We start from the raw sequence: 18,393 nt of genomic DNA on the forward strand, positions 1-18,393 counted from the left end.
TTATTTAACTATTCAGACAGACCTGAGGTCTGCCTTCGGGTTCTGGATTATTGCAAGCACGTGCTCGCGCAAATCTTTTTGCTCCATCACGCCCCGGTAGCCAAGGGTCAATATCGAGCTGTTGTTGCGCACCCCGCGCATCCTCATGCAAAGGTGCTCGCCTTCTGCTATCACCATCGCGCCCTTGACACCCATCCGCATCAGCTCATCTGCTACCTCCTTTGTCAGTCGCTCCTGTATCTGTAGCCTGCGCGAGTATTTTTCCACGAGCCTGACCAGCTTGGATATGCCAAACACCCTGCCTGTCGGCACGTAGGCGATGTGTATCTTGCCAAAGAACGGCAGCATGTGATGCTCGCACATGCTATAGAACTGGATATCTCTTGCGATTACGACATCGGTCTCGTCGGAAAACGTAACGTCAAGCTCGGCGTCCATGTGGTAACCGCCGAATATCTCCTCGTACATGCTGGCCATGCGGTCGGGCGTTCCTATCAGGCCTTCCCTGTCGGGGTTCTCGCCAAGCTCTATCAATAACTGTCGTACAAGCTTGGCTATCTTTCTCTTGTTGAGTCCTTTTTCCTTCATCTGCTTGCTATCTTGCTCCTATTAGCTTGTGAAGCTGGGGCACGACGCGAACTTGCTCATAGAGCGGGTAGACTGCGTCGTAAAACGCAAAAAGCCTATCCAACAATGGCTCATCTATTCCATAGCTCGGCTGTATTATAAATCCTGCTATGTTTTTCCGGCTGATGTTTGAAAACACCTTTCCTGCAAGGTCCGCAAGCTCTTCCTGGTCGCTCGAGTTCGTGACGACCACTTTGATGTAGGGCTTTTTGCCTGCGGCAACTGCTATCTTCAGGCATTCCAACTCGTTTTTCAAAAGCGTCGGATAGTTATTGTCATCAACCGCCCTTGCGTCTCTCAGCTTGAACTCGACCTTGCATATGTCTATGTATGGCAATACCCTAGCGAACTTACCTGCGTCAAAGCACGCCGACTCTAGGTACGTCTTGACCCCCATTGACTTGGCAAACTTGGCAAGTTCTATTACTGCGTCAGCCTGCGCAAGCGGTTCGCCCCCTGTGAAATTCACCTTATACGTGTTTGGTTGCAGCTCACCTGCAATCATTTTCTTTACTTCATCGATAGAAATGTCGTTGCCGCTGTCCATCGGTATTGCGTAAGGCGTGTCGCACCAGTGGCATTTCAGCGGGCAGCCGGCTAGCCTAACAAACAACGTCTTGGTGCCGGCGAGGACGCCCTCGCCCTCGATGCTTGTAAAGATTTCGCTAAGCCTTACCCTGCCTGGGGACCTTTTACGCTGCATAGCGCGTCCTGTCATCTATTTGAGCACCCTTAAATGCCGCCTTCCTATTTATACACGATTCGCACTGCCCACAATGAACATACTGCCTATTTTTCCTGACACCGTTTGAATAGCAGCTCCACGTGGAAAACAGCCTGCCGTCGAGGATTTTGTGGCCCGCCTTCAGGAGTGCCTGTTTGTCCAGCCCGCCTGCCGCCGGCGATATGACCTGAACACTCTGCCTTTTTCCCGCACCTATGCTGTCGGCGTCTGCAAGGTTGAGCGCCTCCTCCATTGCCCTTGCAAATTCGGGCCGGCAGTCAGCGTAATGTGGGACGTCGTCTAGGTGCGCGCCGTACGCCACCTTAACCGCGCCGATGCTCAGAGCCCACGCGCCGGCTATTGAGATAAAGATGGCGTTTCTTGCGGGGACCACCAAGCTCTGCTCGAATTCTGTCGATAGTTTCTTGCTCTCGTCTGTGAGCACGTTTGTCGAGCCATAGAGCGACTTCATGAAAGCAATGTCGACAAGTTTGTGCTCCGCCTTCAGGATTCTTGCAAAGCGCCTGGCAGCGTCTATTTCGCGCCTTGCGCGCTGGCCGTACGCAAAAGTTATCATGTAGATGTCGTGGTTCTGGGCAAGCACCGCAGCGTAGCAGATGGAATCAAGTCCTCCGCTTGCGATGCACACGACACTTGGCATGCTGCAGGTTGCGCAGGGGGCCTATTCTATCTTGTGTATTTCTCGATTGTCCACCAGTGCTTTGGAATACTTGCTTACGAGCTTTTCCCTGTCGCCCATCTTCCAGTCCGCAAAGTCAAAGCCCGGAGCGACCGTGCACCCTGCAAGCGAGTACGAGCGGGGCCTTGCGACCGACGCGGCAAACCAGCACCCTGCCTTGACCTGCGCCTGCGGGGTTTGACCTTTACACCTGCCGAGCGTTATCGTTTCCAGCCTGCCCCTGTCAATGACGTGCAGTACAAGCGAGCTCCCTGCGTACAAGTGCCACAGCTCGTCTGACTTTATCCGGTGGAATGCTGATAGCTGTCCGGACCTGAGCAAGTAATAGATGGCAGTAGAGGCGCTCCTAGTTCCCAAAAACCCCGGCGCCGACACATCTATCTCGGAGCGAAAAGTTTCTCGGAAATAGCCGCCCTCAGGGTATTTTGCAGGCCCGAGCTATTTCACCCAGTCTTCCGCTTTCAACCAGATGACAATGTGCGCGGGGTTTGAAAAACATTAATGGAGGTGCGGCGCGCTTGTCACCCTGTGATTATAGGGCTCATAGGCAAGGCAAACGTCGGCAAATCGACGTTTTTCAACGCCGCGACAGAGCTCGCCGCGCCCTCCGGAAACTACCCCTTCACCACTATTGAGCCAAACGTCGGCGTGGCGTATGCAAGGGTAAAGTGCGCCTGCCGCGAGTTTGGCGTGCAGGACAACCCGGTGCACTCGATATGCATCGACGGCAACAGGTTCATACCGGTAAAACTCATCGACGTTGCGGGCCTCGTGCCAGGCGCGCACGCGGGCAAGGGGCTTGGTAACAAATTCCTCGACGACGCGAGGCAGGCCGACGTCCTCATACATGTAGTGGACGCGTCCGGCTCGACAGATAGCACAGGCAAGTCAGTGCCTGCCGGGACTGCCGACCCGATGTTTGACCTCAAGTTTGTCGAAGAGGAGTTCGACCTCTGGATGGCTGGCATAGTGTCAAGGGACTGGAGCAAGACATCGCGGGAGGCCGAGAGCCAGGGGCAGAAGCTCGAGCAGATGCTTGCCAAGAGGCTGTCAGGGCTTGCAATAGCGGAGCATCACGTTTCGGGGGCTATACACGAGTCGGAGCTTGGCTCCAAGAAGCCCACGCTATGGACCGACGACGACATATTGCACTTTTGCAAGGTTCTACGGGCACGGGCTAAGCCATTCATTGTAGCCGCAAACAAGGCCGATCTGCCAGCTGCCGAGGCCAACATCGAAAGGATGAGGCAGGCAGGCATGGCGGTGGTCCCGTGCGCATCTGAGGCCGAGTCGATGCTGAAAAAGGCGTCCAAGAAAGGCATACTGCACTACCTGCCGGGCGACAACTCGTTTGTGGTCAAACCAAGCATGCCACTGAACGAGCAGCAGAAAAAGGCCCTAGACCTTGTCAAGGGGCTGATGGAAAAGTACGGCTCGACGGGCGTACAGGAGGCCATAAACGCCGCCTGCTTTGGGCTGCTGCATCTTGTGGTGGTATACCCCGTTGAAGACGAAGTTAAGCTTGCAGACAAGAAGGGCAACGTGCTTCCGGACGTCAGGCTCCTGCCAGAGGGCTCGACTGCAAAATACCTGGCGGCAACAGTGCACGCCGACCTTGCCAAGGGATTCCTGTACGCAATAGACGCCCGAACAAAGCAGAGGATAGGTGGGGACCACAAGCTAAAAGGCGGGAATGTGATAAAGATAGTCTCGGCGGCGAGCAGGGGATAGCGATGCTGTGCCTCGGGATAGAGAGCACGGCGCACACGTTTGGGTGCGCCGTTGTGGATGAAAAAGGCAAGATACTGTCAGACGCAAGGGCGGTGTACAGGGCCCCGGAAGGAAAGGGCATTCACCCCCGGGAGGCCTCGAGACACCACACCGAGGCCTCGCATTATGTTTTGAAGGAGGCGCTTGAGCAGGCCGGCGCAAGCATGAAGGACATCGACATGGTGGGGTATTCGGCGGGGCCGGGCCTAGGTCCCTGCCTGCGCGTGGGCGCAGTCGTCGCCCGCACAGTCGCCGGCTATTACAAAAAGCCGCTGGTGCCCGTCAACCACGCAATCGGCCACATCGAGCTTGGCACAGTGCTGACGAGTTCTTCAGACCCACTCGTGCTGCTAGTGTCAGGCGGCCACACAATGATACTTGTATTCCTTGAAAAAAGGTGGCGGGTCTTTGGCGAGACACTTGACATAACCATAGGGCAGCTCCTGGACCAGTTTGGGAGGGCGATGGGCTTTGCGTCGCCATGCGGCGGCAGGATAGAGCAACTCGCTTTAGAATCGTCCGGAGAATACCTGCACCTGCCGTACGTGGTCAAGGGCAATGATGTTTCGTTTTCCGGCATGCTGACTGCCGCGATAAAACTCGCCTCGACCAGAGGAGTGGCCGACGTATGCTACTCGCTGCAAGAAACCTCGTTTGCCATGCTCGCCGAGGTTGTAGAACGAGCACTGTCATTCACCGGCAAGAAGGAGATGATGATAGTAGGCGGCGTGTCTGCAAACGGGCGCCTTGCACAGATGCTTGAAATGGCCTGTGAGCGCCAGCAGAGCAGGTTCTTTGCCTGCCCGATAAAATACGCCGGCGACAACGGTGCCCAGATAGCCTGGAGCGCGATGATGGACTATCGGAAAACGAAAAAGGCGGTGAAAATACCAGACGCGTTCGTGACCCAGTCATGGAGACTTGACAGCGTGGACGTCGCGTGGCGCTAGCCCTTTTGCTGTCTCATCTGCTTTTCCCATTTGCCGCTTGAAAACACGCCGAACTTGTACGTCTTGCCGTCAGTGATGGCGACGAACTTCTTCACCAAAAAGCCCTCCGCCCTGAACGACGATATGCTGCCAAGTGGTATGTCGAGGACCACGGCGCCTTCCTTCTTTGACAGGGTCGCCATCCTGCCCTCCGTTTTCTGGAAGACGAGCCTCCTGTCGGTGAGGATTAGGATGCCGCTTCTCAGGTTGTCCTCAGCGCAGTCCTCGGTGTTGATGACATGTTCGCCGGGCTCGGGCCTGAAACTCACGTTTTTATCTCGACTGGAGTGGCTATATTACTATTGCAGCTCGTCAGGCGCGGGGCCGAGGCCGACATCTACCTGACGGAATGGCGCGGCAAGAAGGCCGTTGCAAAGGTACGGGCGCCCAAGCCCTACCGTCACGAGGCGCTTGACAGCGCTGTGCGCCGGCAGAGGACCGTCCATGAAGCAGGCTTTATGTCAGCAGCAAAGGTGGCCGGCATCAGCGCGCCGTTCGTGCATTTCGTTGACCCCGAAAAGGCAGAGATAGTCATGGAGTTCGTGAAGGGCAAGCAGGCCAAAGACGTGCTTGACGCGCGGCTGTGCCTGCAGATGGGGCGCTACGCCGCGCTCTTGCACGCAGGGCACATCGTACACGGCGACTTGACGACTTCGAATTTCATAGTCGATGGCAGGCAGCTAGTGCTTCTGGACTTTGGGCTCGCCTACTACTCGGAGCGGATGGAGGATATGGCAGTCGATGTCAGGCTGATAAAGGAGGTTTTCACCGGCGCCCACGTCAGGCTCGAGGGCGCGTTTTCAGGCTTTGTCAGGGGCTACGAGAGCATCGCGGGCAAGAAAAAGACCGCCAAGGTGCTTGCAAACGTCCGGGAGATAGAGCAGCGCGGGCGCTACGCAAGAGTCGAGTGACGCTTTTATTGTCGCCGGCTGTAGAGCCGGCAGTGCGCCAAGTAGCATTTGCAAGCACGAACCAGAACAAGTACCGGGAAGTCCAGTCGATACTTACCTTGCATGGCATCGAAATTGAATTTGTGCGAGTCGAGCTCGTGGAAATCCAGTCAGATTCGCTTGAAGCTATTGCAAAAGAAAAAGCCAGAAGCGCCTTTGCGCAGGTGTCAAAACCTGTCATTGTGGAGGACGACGGCCTGTTTGTAAGCGCGCTTGGCGGCTTTCCGGGGCAGTACTCGTCGTACGTGTTCAAGACCATTGGCAACGCAGGCATACTGCGCCTGCTCTCAAACAAACAAGACAGGTCGGCGTCTTTCATGTCGCTCATAGCGTTCTACGACGGCAACGATGTAGTCATTTTTGAAGGCAGGGTCGCCGGCAGGATTTCAGAGCAGGAGGCAAGTGGCGGGTGGGGCTACGACCCCATCTTTGTCCCTGACGACGCAGACCTGACCTATGCGGAATTGCAAAACAAGGACGACTATTCGCACAGGAGGAGAGCGCTTGATCGGTTCGCAGAATGGTACCTACGGCTCTAAGTACTCTTTTATCCACCTGTCGACCCGGCGCTCTTTGTTCTGCAAGACAATAATCCTGGAAACGGCGCTCTCGTCCATTACCTCGAAAGCCGGTATCTTGGTGCAGAGCCTGCCCGCGTAGTCTCGGACCTCGTCCATCTCAAGCATGTCGTTGTGCTTGAGCCTCTCTGCAGACATGCCGATGTGCATGTATGATTTCAGCTCGATAAAGTGTGGGTTACCTTCGGCCATCATCTGAGCAAACTCATCGACGAAATCGTGGCCGTCGTTGTACCCCCGGATAAGCGTCATACGCAGTACGGTTCTTGTGTTTACAGTGGCAAGGAACCGCAGCGACTCCCACCAGCGCTCCCAAGCGTTTCTGTGCAGAGGGCGGTTTATCGCGTGGAACATTTTCTTGTTTGACGCATTGGTGGAAAGGTAGAACTGGGTGGGCAGAGCGTCTTCGTCAGCGAGCCTTTTCAGCATCGCCGGCTCCTGCCCGTTTGTCACAAGGAATATCGACTTGGTCGCCTTCAAGGTCTTCAAATACTTTACAAGTTGCGGGAGCTTCGGGTACATCGTTGGTTCGCCCGAGAGCGAGATGGCGTAGTGCGCTGGCAGGAGCGACTCGTCCAGCTTTCCCTTGTTGTTCCTGGCGCTGCCGTAAAACCCATTGATCAGCTTCTTTCGCTCTTTCAATAGTTGCTTCACTATGACGTCGGGCTCGTCCACCAGCTCGGCCGGCATTTTTAGAGTGTCGTAGAACTCGGCCGGCCTCCAGCAGTATACGCACCTGTTCTCGCAATTCATTGCAGCCGGCGTCATCTCCATGCACCTGTGCGTCGATATTCCGTAGAACTTGTGCTTGTAGCAGCTGCCCTCGTTTGCAAACGATTTTTTCGTCCAGTGGCATAGTTCCACTGCCGAGTGGTTGTAGACGCCGTACTTGGCTTTTTTCAGCTTGGCCTGCACCTGCGGCGTTATCTGTATGAGGTCTCCGGCTACATGCGAGACGTACTCATCAGAGCAGCTCATCTTTCTTCAAAGCGGCCCAAAACAGATTTAAGTTTTGCACATCTCGTCATAAAACATGGCAATCGACACGGGCAGGATAATGAAGGTGGGGCTCGAGCTTGCGGGATGGAAAAAAATCCCGGCAGACAGCGCCGTCCACGTCAAGGGCGACAACATTGAAAAGGTACTGATAGCAGTGGACGTGGGGACCGCCGAGCTGTTGCTCGCAAAGAGCCTCGGGTGCGACGCGGTGATAGCGCACCACCCGATAGGCGTTGCAAAAATAAATTTTTTCAAAGTCTTTGGACGGCACGTAGACTATATGGTCGAGCAGGGCGTGCCAAGGGCGGTTGCAAAAAAGGCAGTCGAGAAGCTTGCTGAGCGCGTGGAGACTCGGTCACACGCAGACATTTACGACGATGTGGTGGGCGCTGCCAGAATAATGAATATACCCCTTGTCAACATTCACCAGCCCTGCGATGAGTACATGCGCCAAGTTATTCTGAGCAAGATCAAGGCGGGAAAAACAGAGCGTGTATATGATATAGTCAGGTCTGTCGGCGACATACCCGAGTTCCGTCGTGCAGCAACGACCGTGCGCGTATGCTATGGGAGCGAAAAGAGCCGGGCCGGCCACTGGGTGCTTGTCATAGCTGCAGGCACCAACGGCGGCCATTCAATAGCCAAGACGTACTTTGAGCATGGCGTTGATACCGTCATCTATTTACATGTTGACCCTAGCGACCTTGCCAAGATGAAGGAAGAGAAATTGAAGGGTAACCTAGTGGTGCTGGGGCACCTTGCAGGAGACTCGGTAGGACTCAACGGGCTTGCAGACAAACTCGAAGACCTTGGCGTCGAGACCGTAAGAATGGGGCTCCTGTCCGGGAAGTGAGTCTTTTCTACCCGCGTTGCTCTAGCTAATGTATTTCTACGCTTTCTCAAAGCCAGCTAAGCTTGAGTGAAAGATCCGGAAACGAGAGCGAGTAAGAGAAGCAGAAAGAAAAAAAGAAAGAGGGAAGATGACGTGTGTTAGACAGGATTCACAGTCAATGTAGCAGAGTCACTCTTTCCTGATGCCGTCGCCTTTACCGTTACAATTGTCTGTTCGCTTACTGCTGCAGCGGTGAAAGTGGTGTCTTCAGCGCTTGATGTTGGAGAGACGCTTCCTCCAGCTGTCGGGTCCACTGTCCATGCGAAGGTCGTTGACACCTCATTTGAGTACACGTCATATGCATTTGCTTCTAGGTCTACCGTCCCACCGACTGTAACGCTTGCCGCAGATGCTGTCACATCCACGCTGTGTATTGCTGCTGGAGAGACGATGAACGAGTTGCTGGTGCCCTTCTTTGCAGTATCAACAGAGTCTGCTGCAGTCATAGTCACATCATTCTTTGCGTTGAACAAAGTGGCCACTAATGTGAACTGGCCGTTGTCGCTGGACACGAAGGTGTGCGTGACCGGTTTGAATTCAGGAGCCTTGTTGCTTGGGGCGGGGCTGTTGCCGTCATTGGTGCTCACCGTTACCGTGCCAGTGTAGTCGGTCTTGATATTTCCAAACCCGTTTACCGCTGTAACAGTAAAGGAGAATTCATTTCCTGCAACCTGGTTTCCGATAGTGCTGATAGCAGAGTGGTGCAACTCATTCTTGTCTCCTCCACTTGGCGGTAACGTCGCTGTCAACTCTACGTCTCCTATCATAGCATGAAGCCTTGTTTTTCCGCCAAACTTTCCTGCTTGATGGGCAACAAACGTCCACAGTGCACTGTGAGTTTCTGAAGGAATCAGATACCCTCTGAGAATCAAACGTTCATTGCCCGACTTTCCATGGATATCTGTGGTTGTAATCTTGCCCGACTTTACCTTGGTCTGTGCATCGATGGCATAGGAGTTATCGCCAATATCCAACTCTCCGCCAAGGTCTGCTCTTATATGGTTGCCCTCAATTCTAATCAAGCAAGCCAAGACTTGCAAGATGAAAGATTGTTACAGAAAAGAAATGGTGAGCAGCGGGAGGGACTCTTGCGCTGTTAAACATGCACAATCTAACGATTATATAATGTGGTCAACGCACATGCAGATGCGGCCTTCGTAGTATAGCCTGGTCAGTATAGGCGGCTGTGGACTATTTTTAGGCAGAAACCGCTTGAGGAGGGTTCAAATCCCTCCGAAGGCCCCATCCTGATTTCAGTAAACCTTGCGGTAGTCTTTGCGAAAAATGAAAAAAAGGGAAAAAGCGTCTTACCTTACATCTTCTTTGGTAAGAAGCTGAACTTGCTGTATCTTGTTGTGGCTACGATTATGCCGACGATTGCGACTGCAAGGACTATTGCCGCGATTGTGCCGAACTCCGGTACAAGGAATGTACCAACGATGTCGATCTGCGCGCTGCCTTCCTCAAAGTCGATTGTCAGTGTCCTGACGTCTTCGCCAAAGTCATCATCCACGATTGTCTCCAGCTCGTCCACGAATACGATGTAGTCGAGGTCATCGCCATTCGTGTCTGCAGAGTCAAACACTTCCCTTGGCAACTGCAGCATCAATTGGCCCGCATCGTTTGCAGTGATGGTTGCAGTGACTGTTGCAGTATCAGAATCGCCAGTTAGGCTCCTGAGAGAGCCGCCAGTTATCTGGTATAGGATGCTGTGTTCAAACTCGCCGTCGATCACGAGCGTTGCTGTTCTCCATCCTGGGGTTACGTCAATGGCTGTAAAGTCGAATGTCGTGCTTTTGGTTACTCCGTCATAGGTGAAGTCCACCTTCCATTCGCCGCTAACTTTTGCGACCTGACTAGAGCCTCCAATCTTGAATGTGAAACTGTACGATCCATCTGCTGCAGGCATGATTGTTGGCTCTTGCGTATAGAGCGTGCCTTGCGGATTCCATACTTGGATCACTCCAGGTTGGCCGGTTGGTGTCCCTCCGACGTTTCCGGAGACGGTGATGTCTTCGCCTGTAACGTATGCGTCTTTGTCTGTCGTTATGGTGAACCCTGTCTGCGCATAGGCAGTGCCTAGTGTGCCTACAGATGCCACCGACGCCAGCAATAGTGCCATTAGTGCGTACGCTTTATACTCCATTATCCCTTATGCACACCTACCACGCTATATTTCCGTTACTATTTATCTTTTTTGTGAAGAAACTCTAACCTTCAATATCGTTCCAGTCGAACCATCACAAGATCATTCGTCACTTTTCCCAACAAAATCTGGTTTTGGATAAAATATTGACAATATTTATATATGCTATTTTTTCATCAAATGATTTGACTTTGATGTTTTGTGTCGAGCAAAAGCTATTGTGTTTTAAGGAGGCGCCATCCTGTGTCTGAGAAAAAAGTAGTCAAGATAACGAACCACTCGTATCAGCCCAAGCACCAGATCATTCCAAAGGTGGAGGCCGAAGCAGTGCTGAAAAAGTACAACGCCAAACCCGGCCAGTTGCCGTACATACTGATGAGCGACAAAGGAATAGAGGATCTTGACGTCCGGCCCGGCGACATCATCAAGATCACGAGAAAGAGCCCGACTGCGGGTGAAAGTGTATATTACCGCTACGTGGTGGAAGGCTGAGAGCTTTGATAGAGAATTCTATCGAGATGTGGCCCATTATCAATGACATTTTGCGCAGGGAAGGTGTTGCAAGGCAGCACCTGAACTCGTACAACGAGTTCATGGAGCGCGGGCTCCAGAGCATCATCGACGAAGTTGGCGAGATAGAGATCGAAACCGCCGAGTACCCTTACAAGATAAAGCTCGGCAAAGTCAAGCTGCAGCAGCCAAGGATAATGGAGCTTGACGGCTCTATCACGCACGTCGCGCCGATGGAAGGCAGACTGCGCAACCTTACATACGCTTCTCCGATAATGCTTGAATGCTCTGTAGTTGAGGACGGCAAAATTCTGGAATCCCGTTTCATCCACATCGGCGACATGCCGGTTATGGTCAAGTCAAACACGTGCATCCTGCACAACCTGCCGGAATCAAAGCTGGTAGAGTTTGGCGAGGACCCACGCGACCCGGGCGGATACTTTGTAATCAACGGGTCAGAGCGCGTAATTGTCGGCCTCGAAGACTTGTCATACAACAAGATAATCGTCGACACGGAAGAGACGACCGGGACTATGCTGTACAAGGCTAAGGTGTACTCGTCTATAGTCGGCTACCGCGCAAAGCTCGAGCTCATTATGCGCCCCGATGGCTCGATAGTTACCAAGATACCTGGTTCGCCCGTCGACATACCGCTCATTACGCTTATCCGCGCGCTTGGGCTGGAAGCGGACAAGGACATCGCAGATTCCGTTTCGCTCAACCAGATAATTCAGGACGAGCTGGAGCCGTCGTTTGAAAAGGCTGGCGATGTGGTCACGAGCCGCGACGCAATCGTCTACATCTCAAAGAGGATTGCGCCGGGCATGCTTGAAGAGTTCCAGATAAAGAGGGCAGAGACCCTGCTCGACTGGGGGCTTCTGCCACACATCGGTAAGAACCCGGAGAACAGACACGAAAAGGCCCTGTTCCTGGGCGAGGCCGCAAGTAAACTCATAGAATTAAAGCTAGGTTGGATAGAACCCGACGACAAGGACCATTACGGCAACAAGGTCATAAAGTTCGCAGGCCAGATGCTCGCAGACCTGTTCAGGACGGCGTTCCGCAACCTGATACGCGACATGAAATACCAGCTGGAGCGTTCCGGGCAAAAGAGAGGCATCAACGCAGTCGCAGCAGCTGTCCGGCCCGGCATCGTTTCTGACAAGCTGAACAACGCCATAGCAACGGGCAACTGGGGCCGGGGCAGGGTCGGAGTAACGCAACTGCTTGACAGGACAAACTACATGTCCACCATCAGCCACCTGCGCAGGATACAGTCGCCTCTGAGCAGGAGCCAGCCGAACTTTGAGGCCCGCGATCTTCACGCGACACACTTTGGCAGAATATGCCCGGCAGAGACCCCTGAAGGCTCCAATTGCGGACTTGTAAAGAACCTGGCGCTTTCTGCCATAATCTCTGTCAACGTGCCCTCGGCCGAGGTCACAGAAAAGCTGTACGAGCTTGGAGTCCAGAACGTGGACGAGGCAAACGACAAGCTGCGCGCAAACGGCACAAGGGTGTTCGTCGACGGAAGGCTCATTGGCTACGCGGACAAGGGGGAGAACCTTGCAGAGACTCTCAGGAGCATGAGGCGCACCGGCAAGATCCATCCACACGTCGGCATATTCCTCTACAGCTCGCAGAACGAGAAGGCTACAAAGAGGCTGTACATAAGCTGCAACGCGGGTAGGGTCATGCGCCCGCTCGTGGTCCTGAAGGACGACAGGCCCCTGGTGACCCTTGAAACGATAGAGAAAGTCTCGAAAAAGTTCCTGTCATGGATGGACATGCTCTACATGGGCGTCATCGAGCTCGTAGACGCAAACGAAGAGGAGAACTCGTACGTCGCAATCGATCCAAAGAAGATAGACGGCCACACGCATCTAGAGATATTCCCATCAGCGATACTTGGCGTCGGCGCTTCTATAATCCCATACCCTGAGCACAACCAGTCGCCAAGGAACACGTACGAGAGCGCTATGGCAAAGCAGTCCCTTGGCTTTTCAACGCCATTAATGAATGCAAGCACCTACGTGCGCCAGCACTTCATGCTCTACCCGCAGACACCTGTCGTTTCCACAAAGGCGATAAACCTGCTCGGGCTCGACGACAGGCCTACGGGCCAGAACTGCGTCGTTGCAGTGCTCCCGTTTGAGGGCTACAACATAGAGGACGCCGTCGTCTTCAACAAGTCCTCCGTCGACCGCGGGCTCGGCAGGACGTTTTTTTACAGAATCTACGAGGCCGAAGCGAAACAGTATCCAGGCGGCATGAAGGACACGTTCGAGGTGCCGCAGGCAGATGCCAACATCCGGGGCTACCGCGGAGAAAAGTCGTACCGCCTGCTTGAAGCAGACGGCGCAATCATGGACGAAGCTGTGGTGAACGGCGGTGACATTTTGATCGGTAGGACGTCTCCACCAAGGTTCATGGAGGAGTACAAGGAATTTGAAGTAAAAGGCCCGTACAGACGCGACACCTCGGTCGGCGTCAGGCCGTCAGAGAACGGTGTCGTCGACACCGTCATCATCACGCAATCCGTGGAGGGAGGCAAGATGTACAAGATCCGTGTGCGCGACATGCGCATCCCGGAAATCGGCGACAAGTTCGCCTCAAGGCACGGCCAGAAAGGAGTCGTGGGTATGCTAGTCAACCAAGAGGACGTGCCGTACACGGAAGACGGTCTAGTGCCTGATGTCATGATCAACCCACACGCCTTCCCGTCAAGGATGACCGTTGGCATGTTCATGGAGTCGCTTGGCGGCAAGGCCGCGTCGCTCCGGGGCAAAATAGTCGACGGCTCTGCATTCCTAGGCGAGAAACTTGACGACATCAAGGGCGCGATGGAGCAGTACGGATTCAAATATACAGGCAAGGAGGTAATGTACGATGGCAGGACCGGCAAGCGCTTCCCAGCAGATGTCTACGTCGGTGTTGTTTATTATCAAAAGCTGCACCACATGGTCGCAGACAAGATCCACAGCCGCGCACGCGGACAAGTGCAAATGTTGACGAAGCAGCCGACGGAAGGCAGGGCCCGAGGTGGCGGCCTCAGGTTCGGCGAGATGGAGCGCGACTGCCTCATTGCCTACGGCGCGTCCATGATGCTCAAGGACCGCCTGCTCGAAGAGTCTGACAAGGCGGAGGTCAACGTTTGCGAACGCTGCGGCCTGCTTGCATACTACGACGTCAAGCAGCGCAGGTACGTGTGCAGGGTCTGCGGAGAGAAGGCCAAGATATCGTCCGTAGTTATCGCATATGCATTCAAGCTGCTCCTGCAGGAGATGATGAGCCTCAACGTCGCTCCCCGGCTGATAACCAAGGAGAAGGTGTAAGGGGGAATTTCGATGATGGAAGAATCTGCAAAGATCCTCGGTGGGATAAAGTTCAGCGTCTGGTCGCCGACCGAAGTCCGCAAGTTCTCAGTCGCCGAAGTCACGGCGCCGGAGACGTACGACGAGGACGGCATGCCGGTGCAGGGCGGTCTCATGGACAACCGCCTTGGCACGCTTGAACCGGGCCAAAAATGCGCGACGTGCGGCAACACGTCTGCCAAGTGCCCCGGCCACTTTGGCCACATCGAGCTGGCAGAGCCGGTGCTGCACATCGCCTTTGTTGACGACGTGCACAAGCTACTGCTGACGACTTGCAGGTCGTGCAACAGGATAAAGCTTGACCCTGAAAACCTTGCCGGCCACAAGGCAATCAGAGACAGCAAAGCGCCCTATGCCGTGATCACGCTTGAAAACATCCGCGAAGAGATCATCGAGAAGGCAAAAAAGGTTAAGACCTGCCCACACTGCGGCAAAGAGCAATACGATCTCATATTCACAAAGCCCACGATATTCGTCGAGAGGACCGAGGCCGGCGAGAACCGCCTCCTGCCAATAACAATCCGCGAGCGCCTGAGTCACGTGCCGGACGACGACCTTACGCTCTTGGGCTACGACCCGTCGACTGCAAGGCCCGAGTGGTTCGTGCTGCAGGTGCTGCCGGTACCGCCGGTCACTGTAAGGCCGTCCATCATTCTTGAAACGGGCATCAGATCCGAAGACGACCTGACCCATAAACTCGTGGACATCATACGCGTCAACCAGCGCCTGAAGGAGAGCAAGGAGGCAGGGACGCCGCCGCTCATCGTGCAGGACCTCGTCGACCTTCTGCAGTACCATGTGACGACGTACTTTGACAACGAGGTGTCGGGCATTCCTCAGGCCCACCACAGGTCGGGCAGGCCGCTCAAGACCCTGACGCAGAGGCTGAAGGGGAAGGAAGGCCGCTTCCGCGGCTCGCTGTCGGGCAAGCGCGTCGACTTTTCCAGCAGGACGGTCATTTCGCCGGACCCCAACCTTGCCATATCCAACGTGGGCGTTCCGACCGACGTCGCCAAAAAGCTGACAATTCCGGAGACCGTGTTGCAGTGGAACCTTGAAAGGCTTAAGGGGCTCGTGACAAACGGGCCCAACAACTACCCAGGCGCCAACTATATTATCAGGCCGGACGGCGTCAAGATAAGGTTGGACTATGTCACGGACAGAAAGACCATCGCCGATTCTCTGGCGCCCGGCTATGTAGTAGAGCGCCACCTCTTTGACGGCGACATCGTGATCTTTAACCGCCAGCCGTCGCTCCACAGGATGTCTATAATGGCACACTCTGTAGTCGTCCTGCCGTACAGGACGTTCCGCTTGCACCCGGCAGTCTGCCCGCCATACAACGCAGACTTTGACGGAGACGAGATGAATCTGCACGTCCCGCAGAGCGAAGAGGCAAGGGCGGAAGCCACGCTCCTCATGCGCGTCCAGGACCAGATCATATCTCCTAGGTACGGCGGCCCCATAATCGGCGGCATACGCGACTTTATCACCGGTGCCTTCATGCTGACGCGTGACGAAACGGTCCTTACTAGGGACGAGTTTGCAAACCTTGCGCTCATCGGCGACTACAAGGGCCCGCTCCCAGAGCCGTCGGTGACAAAGGACGGGATGAAGCTTTACAGCGGCAGGCAACTCTTCTCGCTGTTTCTACCCAAGGACTTTAACTTTGTCATCACAAGCAAGTGGAACAAGGCGTCAAAAGGCGAGGGCAAGGACGTCGTGATAAAGAACGGCCAGCTCATTTCCGGCGTAATCGATAAGGCGTCCATAGGAGCGGAAGAGCCGGACTCCGTACTGCACAGGATAGCCAAAGACTACGGCACCGACGCCGCGCGCAAGTTCCTCGACTCGATACTGATAATGCTAAAGACGTACATTACGCACCGTGGCTTTACCTACGGCTACTCGGACCTCTGGCTCTCGCCGGAGACGAGGCAGGAGATATCTGACGTCATCCAAAAGACCTATGACAAGGTCAAGGAATTCATCCAACAGTACAACGACGGCACACTGCCGCTGACAAGGGGTCTGTCCGCGGAGGAGGCTCTGGAGCTCTATGTTGTCAACGAGCTGTCGCGCGCACGCGACCGCGCCGGAAGGACAGCAGACAGGGCGTTTCCAGACGACAACTCGGGAATCATCATGGCCTCGACAGGCGCCAGAGGTTCAACACTGAACATCGGGCAGATGACAGCAGCGCTTGGTCAGCAGTCCATACGCGGCAAGCGCATACAGAAAGGCTACCGCAACCGCGCGCTCCCGCATTACATTCACAACGAGGCAAACCCTGACGCAAAGGGATTTGTCAAGTCCAACTACCGCGACGGCCTGAGCGTGCTAGAGTTCTTCTTCCACGCCATGGGCGGCAGGGAAGGCCTTGTAGATACCGCAGTCAGGACTCAGCAGTCCGGCTACATGCAGAGGAGGCTCATCAACGCGCTAGAGCACCTGAAGATCGAATACGACCAGACGGTCAGGGACCCGCACGGCAACATCGTCCAATACCTGTACGGCGAGGACGGCATAGACCCGGCAAAAAGCGACCACGGCGAGGCAGTTAACATCTCTAGGCTGATTGAAGCCGAAGCGATAGTGGACGAAGGACGCAAGGCTACCGAAGACGCCATCAAGAAGCTAGTCGACGAGCACGGCACAAGACTCAACCCGAGGATGCGCGCCGGCCTCGAAAAGGCGCTGCTCGAGAACAAGCTCAGCAAGGAAGGCGTCGAAAAGGTCATGAAGAAGGTGCTAGACCTGGTGGACAGGGCGCTTGCAGAGCCGGGAGAGGCAATAGGCGTCGTGACCGCGCAGTCGATAGGCGAGCCCGGCACGCAGATGACGCTCAGGACGTTCCACTTTGCCGGAGTAAAAGAGCGCAACGTCACCCTCGGCCTTCCAAGGCTCATCGAGCTTGTGGACGCAAGGAAAAAGCCCGTGACGCCGACGATGGACATCTACCTGGACCAGGAGCATCGCGCGTCACGCGAAAAGGCCCTTGAGGTTGCACGTGACATACTGTTCACGCAGGTGGGCGACCTCATAGACAAGTCGGAGACAGACTACGAGGGCGTGCTGACGTTCCACTTTTCCGAGGCCAAGCTTGCCGAGCGCGGGTGCACGCTTGAAGAGGCAAACGCCGCGCTTGAAGGTGCCAAGAAGAAGTACGAGGTCAAGATGAGCGAGAGCAAGCGCTTCATCAAGGTGACGGTGCCCGACGCGCCCGACGCGCAGACGCTGCTTACGCTCAAGAACAAGCTCCTCAACACGCGCGTAAAGGGCGTGCCTGACATCGAGCGCGTCACCATAGTCAAGCAGGACGAGGAATGGGTCATCCAGACGGCCGGCTCCAACCTTGCAAAAGTCGTAATCGTGGACGGCGTGGACACTTCGCGCATCACCACGAACAATGTCTATGAGATATGGCAGACGCTGGGCATAGAGGCCGCAAGGACTGCACTCGTCAAGGAGGTAACGAACACACTTGAAGAACAGGGCCTCGAGGTCGACGTGCGCCACATCATGCTCGTTGCAGACCTGATGACGTCAAAGGGCTATTTGCAGCAGATAGGCAGGCACGGCATCGCCGGCACAAAGACGTCGGTGCTCGCGCGCGCCGCGTTCGAGATCACCGTTCCGACGATAGCAAGGGCGGCGCTTGAAGGACAGATAGAAACGCTAAAGGGTGTCACAGAAAACGTTATAGTAGGCGCCACAGTACCCGTCGGCACCGGAATGGTTGACTTGTACATGAAGGTCAAGGAAGGGAAGAAAGAAGAATGAAATCGCTTGAAAAACTCGTAAAAGACGCCGTGGCGGCAGACAATTACAAGAGCGGAACAAAGCAGGTCCTGCAGGCGGCCAAGAGCTCGAAACTGATAGTTCTGTCAAAGTCATTGAACGCTGCGGACAGGGCAAAACTCGACGAGCACGCCAGGTCCACAAATGTCGCTATCTGTGAATTCGACGGCAACTCGGTGCAACTTGGCAAGCTGTGCAACAAGCCTTTCAGGGTCACGGCAATAGCCATCCAGAGTGGGACGGACGCGCAAATCAAAGCCGTCATGGATGAAAGGGGCGCGTAAATCCAGGATTTTCTCGAGGCGCCAGACTTAAATTGGACATCTTGGTCAT

The 18,393-nt window shown here is 54.8% G+C and carries 17 protein-coding genes and 1 tRNA gene; 10 read left to right on the top strand and 8 right to left on the bottom strand.

Annotation, left to right across the window (positions count from 1 at the left end; genetic code table 11):
* Positions 1-12 precede the first annotated feature (12 nt).
* Genes folE through VGA14_RS06145 form a run of 4 tightly spaced genes read right to left on the bottom strand, consistent with a single transcriptional unit; the run spans position 13 to position 2,426 of the window.
* Entirely contained in the window at positions 13-588 is a 576-nt protein-coding gene (gene folE, locus VGA14_RS06130; protein ID WP_331002869.1) for a GTP cyclohydrolase I, read from the bottom strand.
* A 7-nt stretch (positions 589-595) separates the two neighbouring features.
* Complete coding sequence (locus VGA14_RS06135) at positions 596-1,330, bottom strand: 7-carboxy-7-deazaguanine synthase QueE (RefSeq protein WP_331002870.1); 735 nt, start codon at positions 1,328-1,330, stop codon at positions 596-598.
* Entirely contained in the window at positions 1,320-2,012 is a 693-nt protein-coding gene (locus tag VGA14_RS06140) for a 7-cyano-7-deazaguanine synthase (protein WP_331002871.1), read from the bottom strand. Before VGA14_RS06140 ends, VGA14_RS06135 begins: the two co-directional genes overlap by 11 nt.
* 21 nt (positions 2,013-2,033) lie before the next feature.
* On the bottom strand, positions 2,034-2,426 hold the full coding sequence (locus tag VGA14_RS06145) for a cupin domain-containing protein (protein ID WP_349257140.1): 393 nt from the start codon (positions 2,424-2,426) through the stop codon (positions 2,034-2,036).
* Positions 2,427-2,579: 153 nt separating this feature from the next.
* Between VGA14_RS06145 and VGA14_RS06150 the strand changes: the two genes are divergently transcribed.
* Positions 2,580-3,782, top strand: a complete 1,203-nt coding sequence (locus VGA14_RS06150; RefSeq protein ID WP_331002872.1) for a redox-regulated ATPase YchF — start codon at positions 2,580-2,582, stop codon at positions 3,780-3,782.
* Positions 3,783-3,784: 2 nt separating this feature from the next.
* Positions 3,785-4,771, top strand: a complete 987-nt coding sequence (gene kae1 / locus VGA14_RS06155; protein WP_331002873.1) for a KEOPS complex N(6)-L-threonylcarbamoyladenine synthase Kae1 — start codon at positions 3,785-3,787, stop codon at positions 4,769-4,771.
* On the opposite strand, the gene VGA14_RS06160 is transcribed toward kae1, so the two are convergent.
* Positions 4,768-5,079 (bottom strand): hypothetical protein, encoded by a 312-nt coding sequence (locus VGA14_RS06160; RefSeq protein ID WP_331002874.1) that lies wholly within the window; start codon positions 5,077-5,079, stop codon positions 4,768-4,770. The two genes, kae1 and VGA14_RS06160, sit on opposite strands and share 4 nt — an antisense overlap.
* Positions 5,080-5,112: 33 nt before the next feature.
* Between VGA14_RS06160 and VGA14_RS06165 the strand changes: the two genes are divergently transcribed.
* Together VGA14_RS06165 and VGA14_RS06170 are read left to right on the top strand one after the other, a co-directional pair.
* Entirely contained in the window at positions 5,113-5,721 is a 609-nt protein-coding gene (locus VGA14_RS06165; protein ID WP_331002875.1) for a Kae1-associated kinase Bud32, read from the top strand.
* Positions 5,722-5,753: 32 nt separating this feature from the next.
* Positions 5,754-6,299 (top strand): XTP/dITP diphosphatase, encoded by a 546-nt coding sequence (locus tag VGA14_RS06170; RefSeq protein ID WP_331002876.1) that lies wholly within the window; start codon positions 5,754-5,756, stop codon positions 6,297-6,299.
* Here VGA14_RS06170 and twy1 read toward each other — a convergent pair.
* Complete coding sequence (twy1, locus tag VGA14_RS06175; RefSeq protein ID WP_331002877.1) at positions 6,288-7,316, bottom strand: 4-demethylwyosine synthase TYW1; 1,029 nt, start codon at positions 7,314-7,316, stop codon at positions 6,288-6,290. The genes VGA14_RS06170 and twy1 overlap by 12 nt on opposite strands.
* Positions 7,317-7,371: 55 nt before the next feature.
* On the opposite strand from twy1, the gene VGA14_RS06180 reads away from it, so the two are divergent.
* Complete coding sequence (locus tag VGA14_RS06180; protein WP_331002878.1) at positions 7,372-8,190, top strand: hypothetical protein; 819 nt, start codon at positions 7,372-7,374, stop codon at positions 8,188-8,190.
* A 137-nt stretch (positions 8,191-8,327) separates the two neighbouring features.
* On the opposite strand, the gene VGA14_RS06185 is transcribed toward VGA14_RS06180, so the two are convergent.
* Complete coding sequence (locus VGA14_RS06185) at positions 8,328-9,251, bottom strand: hypothetical protein (RefSeq protein ID WP_331002879.1); 924 nt, start codon at positions 9,249-9,251, stop codon at positions 8,328-8,330.
* A 129-nt stretch (positions 9,252-9,380) separates the two neighbouring features.
* On the opposite strand from VGA14_RS06185, the gene VGA14_RS06190 reads away from it, so the two are divergent.
* Positions 9,381-9,474: transfer RNA gene (locus VGA14_RS06190), tRNA-His, on the top strand.
* A 67-nt stretch (positions 9,475-9,541) separates the two neighbouring features.
* Here the strand turns inward: VGA14_RS06190 and VGA14_RS06195 are convergent.
* Positions 9,542-10,375 carry a PEFG-CTERM sorting domain-containing protein gene (locus VGA14_RS06195; RefSeq protein WP_331002880.1) on the bottom strand — a complete coding sequence of 278 codons (834 nt, stop codon included), beginning with the start codon at positions 10,373-10,375 and terminating at the stop codon, positions 9,542-9,544.
* Between the two features lie 243 nt (positions 10,376-10,618).
* Between VGA14_RS06195 and VGA14_RS06200 the strand changes: the two genes are divergently transcribed.
* The 4 genes from VGA14_RS06200 to VGA14_RS06215 are packed head-to-tail and all read left to right on the top strand — an operon-like array spanning position 10,619 to position 18,344.
* Positions 10,619-10,867: a DNA-directed RNA polymerase subunit H gene (locus VGA14_RS06200; RefSeq protein WP_331002881.1), complete on the top strand. Its 249-nt coding sequence runs from the start codon at positions 10,619-10,621 to the stop codon at positions 10,865-10,867.
* A gap of 26 nt (positions 10,868-10,893) precedes the next feature.
* Entirely contained in the window at positions 10,894-14,220 is a 3,327-nt protein-coding gene (locus tag VGA14_RS06205) for a DNA-directed RNA polymerase subunit B (RefSeq protein WP_414690233.1), read from the top strand.
* Positions 14,221-14,232: 12 nt separating this feature from the next.
* Entirely contained in the window at positions 14,233-18,042 is a 3,810-nt protein-coding gene (locus VGA14_RS06210; RefSeq protein ID WP_331002883.1) for a DNA-directed RNA polymerase subunit A', read from the top strand.
* On the top strand, positions 18,039-18,344 hold the full coding sequence (locus VGA14_RS06215; protein WP_331002884.1) for a ribosomal L7Ae/L30e/S12e/Gadd45 family protein: 306 nt from the start codon (positions 18,039-18,041) through the stop codon (positions 18,342-18,344). The genes VGA14_RS06210 and VGA14_RS06215 overlap by 4 nt, the downstream gene beginning before the upstream one ends.
* Positions 18,345-18,393 lie beyond the last annotated feature (49 nt).

The organism is Nitrososphaera sp. (assembly GCF_036397675.1).
GTDB lineage: Archaea > Thermoproteota > Nitrososphaeria > Nitrososphaerales > Nitrososphaeraceae > Nitrososphaera.

What these genes read in the sequence shown, in the direction of transcription:
- folE (WP_331002869.1), bottom strand. Translation starts at nt 588, where the DNA reads ATGAAGGAAAAAGGACTCAACAAGAGAAAGATAGCCAAGCTTGTACGA.
- VGA14_RS06135 (WP_331002870.1), bottom strand. Translation starts at nt 1,330, where the DNA reads ATGCAGCGTAAAAGGTCCCCAGGCAGGGTAAGGCTTAGCGAAATCTTT.
- VGA14_RS06140 (WP_331002871.1), bottom strand. Translation starts at nt 2,012, where the DNA reads ATGCCAAGTGTCGTGTGCATCGCAAGCGGAGGACTTGATTCCATCTGC.
- kae1 (WP_331002873.1), top strand. Translation starts at nt 3,785, where the DNA reads ATGCTGTGCCTCGGGATAGAGAGCACGGCGCACACGTTTGGGTGCGCC.
- twy1 (WP_331002877.1), bottom strand. Translation starts at nt 7,316, where the DNA reads ATGAGCTGCTCTGATGAGTACGTCTCGCATGTAGCCGGAGACCTCATA.
- VGA14_RS06180 (WP_331002878.1), top strand. Translation starts at nt 7,372, where the DNA reads ATGGCAATCGACACGGGCAGGATAATGAAGGTGGGGCTCGAGCTTGCG.
- VGA14_RS06195 (WP_331002880.1), bottom strand. Translation starts at nt 10,375, where the DNA reads ATGGAGTATAAAGCGTACGCACTAATGGCACTATTGCTGGCGTCGGTG.
- VGA14_RS06205 (WP_414690233.1), top strand. Translation starts at nt 10,894, where the DNA reads ATGTGGCCCATTATCAATGACATTTTGCGCAGGGAAGGTGTTGCAAGG.
- VGA14_RS06210 (WP_331002883.1), top strand. Translation starts at nt 14,233, where the DNA reads ATGATGGAAGAATCTGCAAAGATCCTCGGTGGGATAAAGTTCAGCGTC.
- VGA14_RS06215 (WP_331002884.1), top strand. Translation starts at nt 18,039, where the DNA reads ATGAAATCGCTTGAAAAACTCGTAAAAGACGCCGTGGCGGCAGACAAT.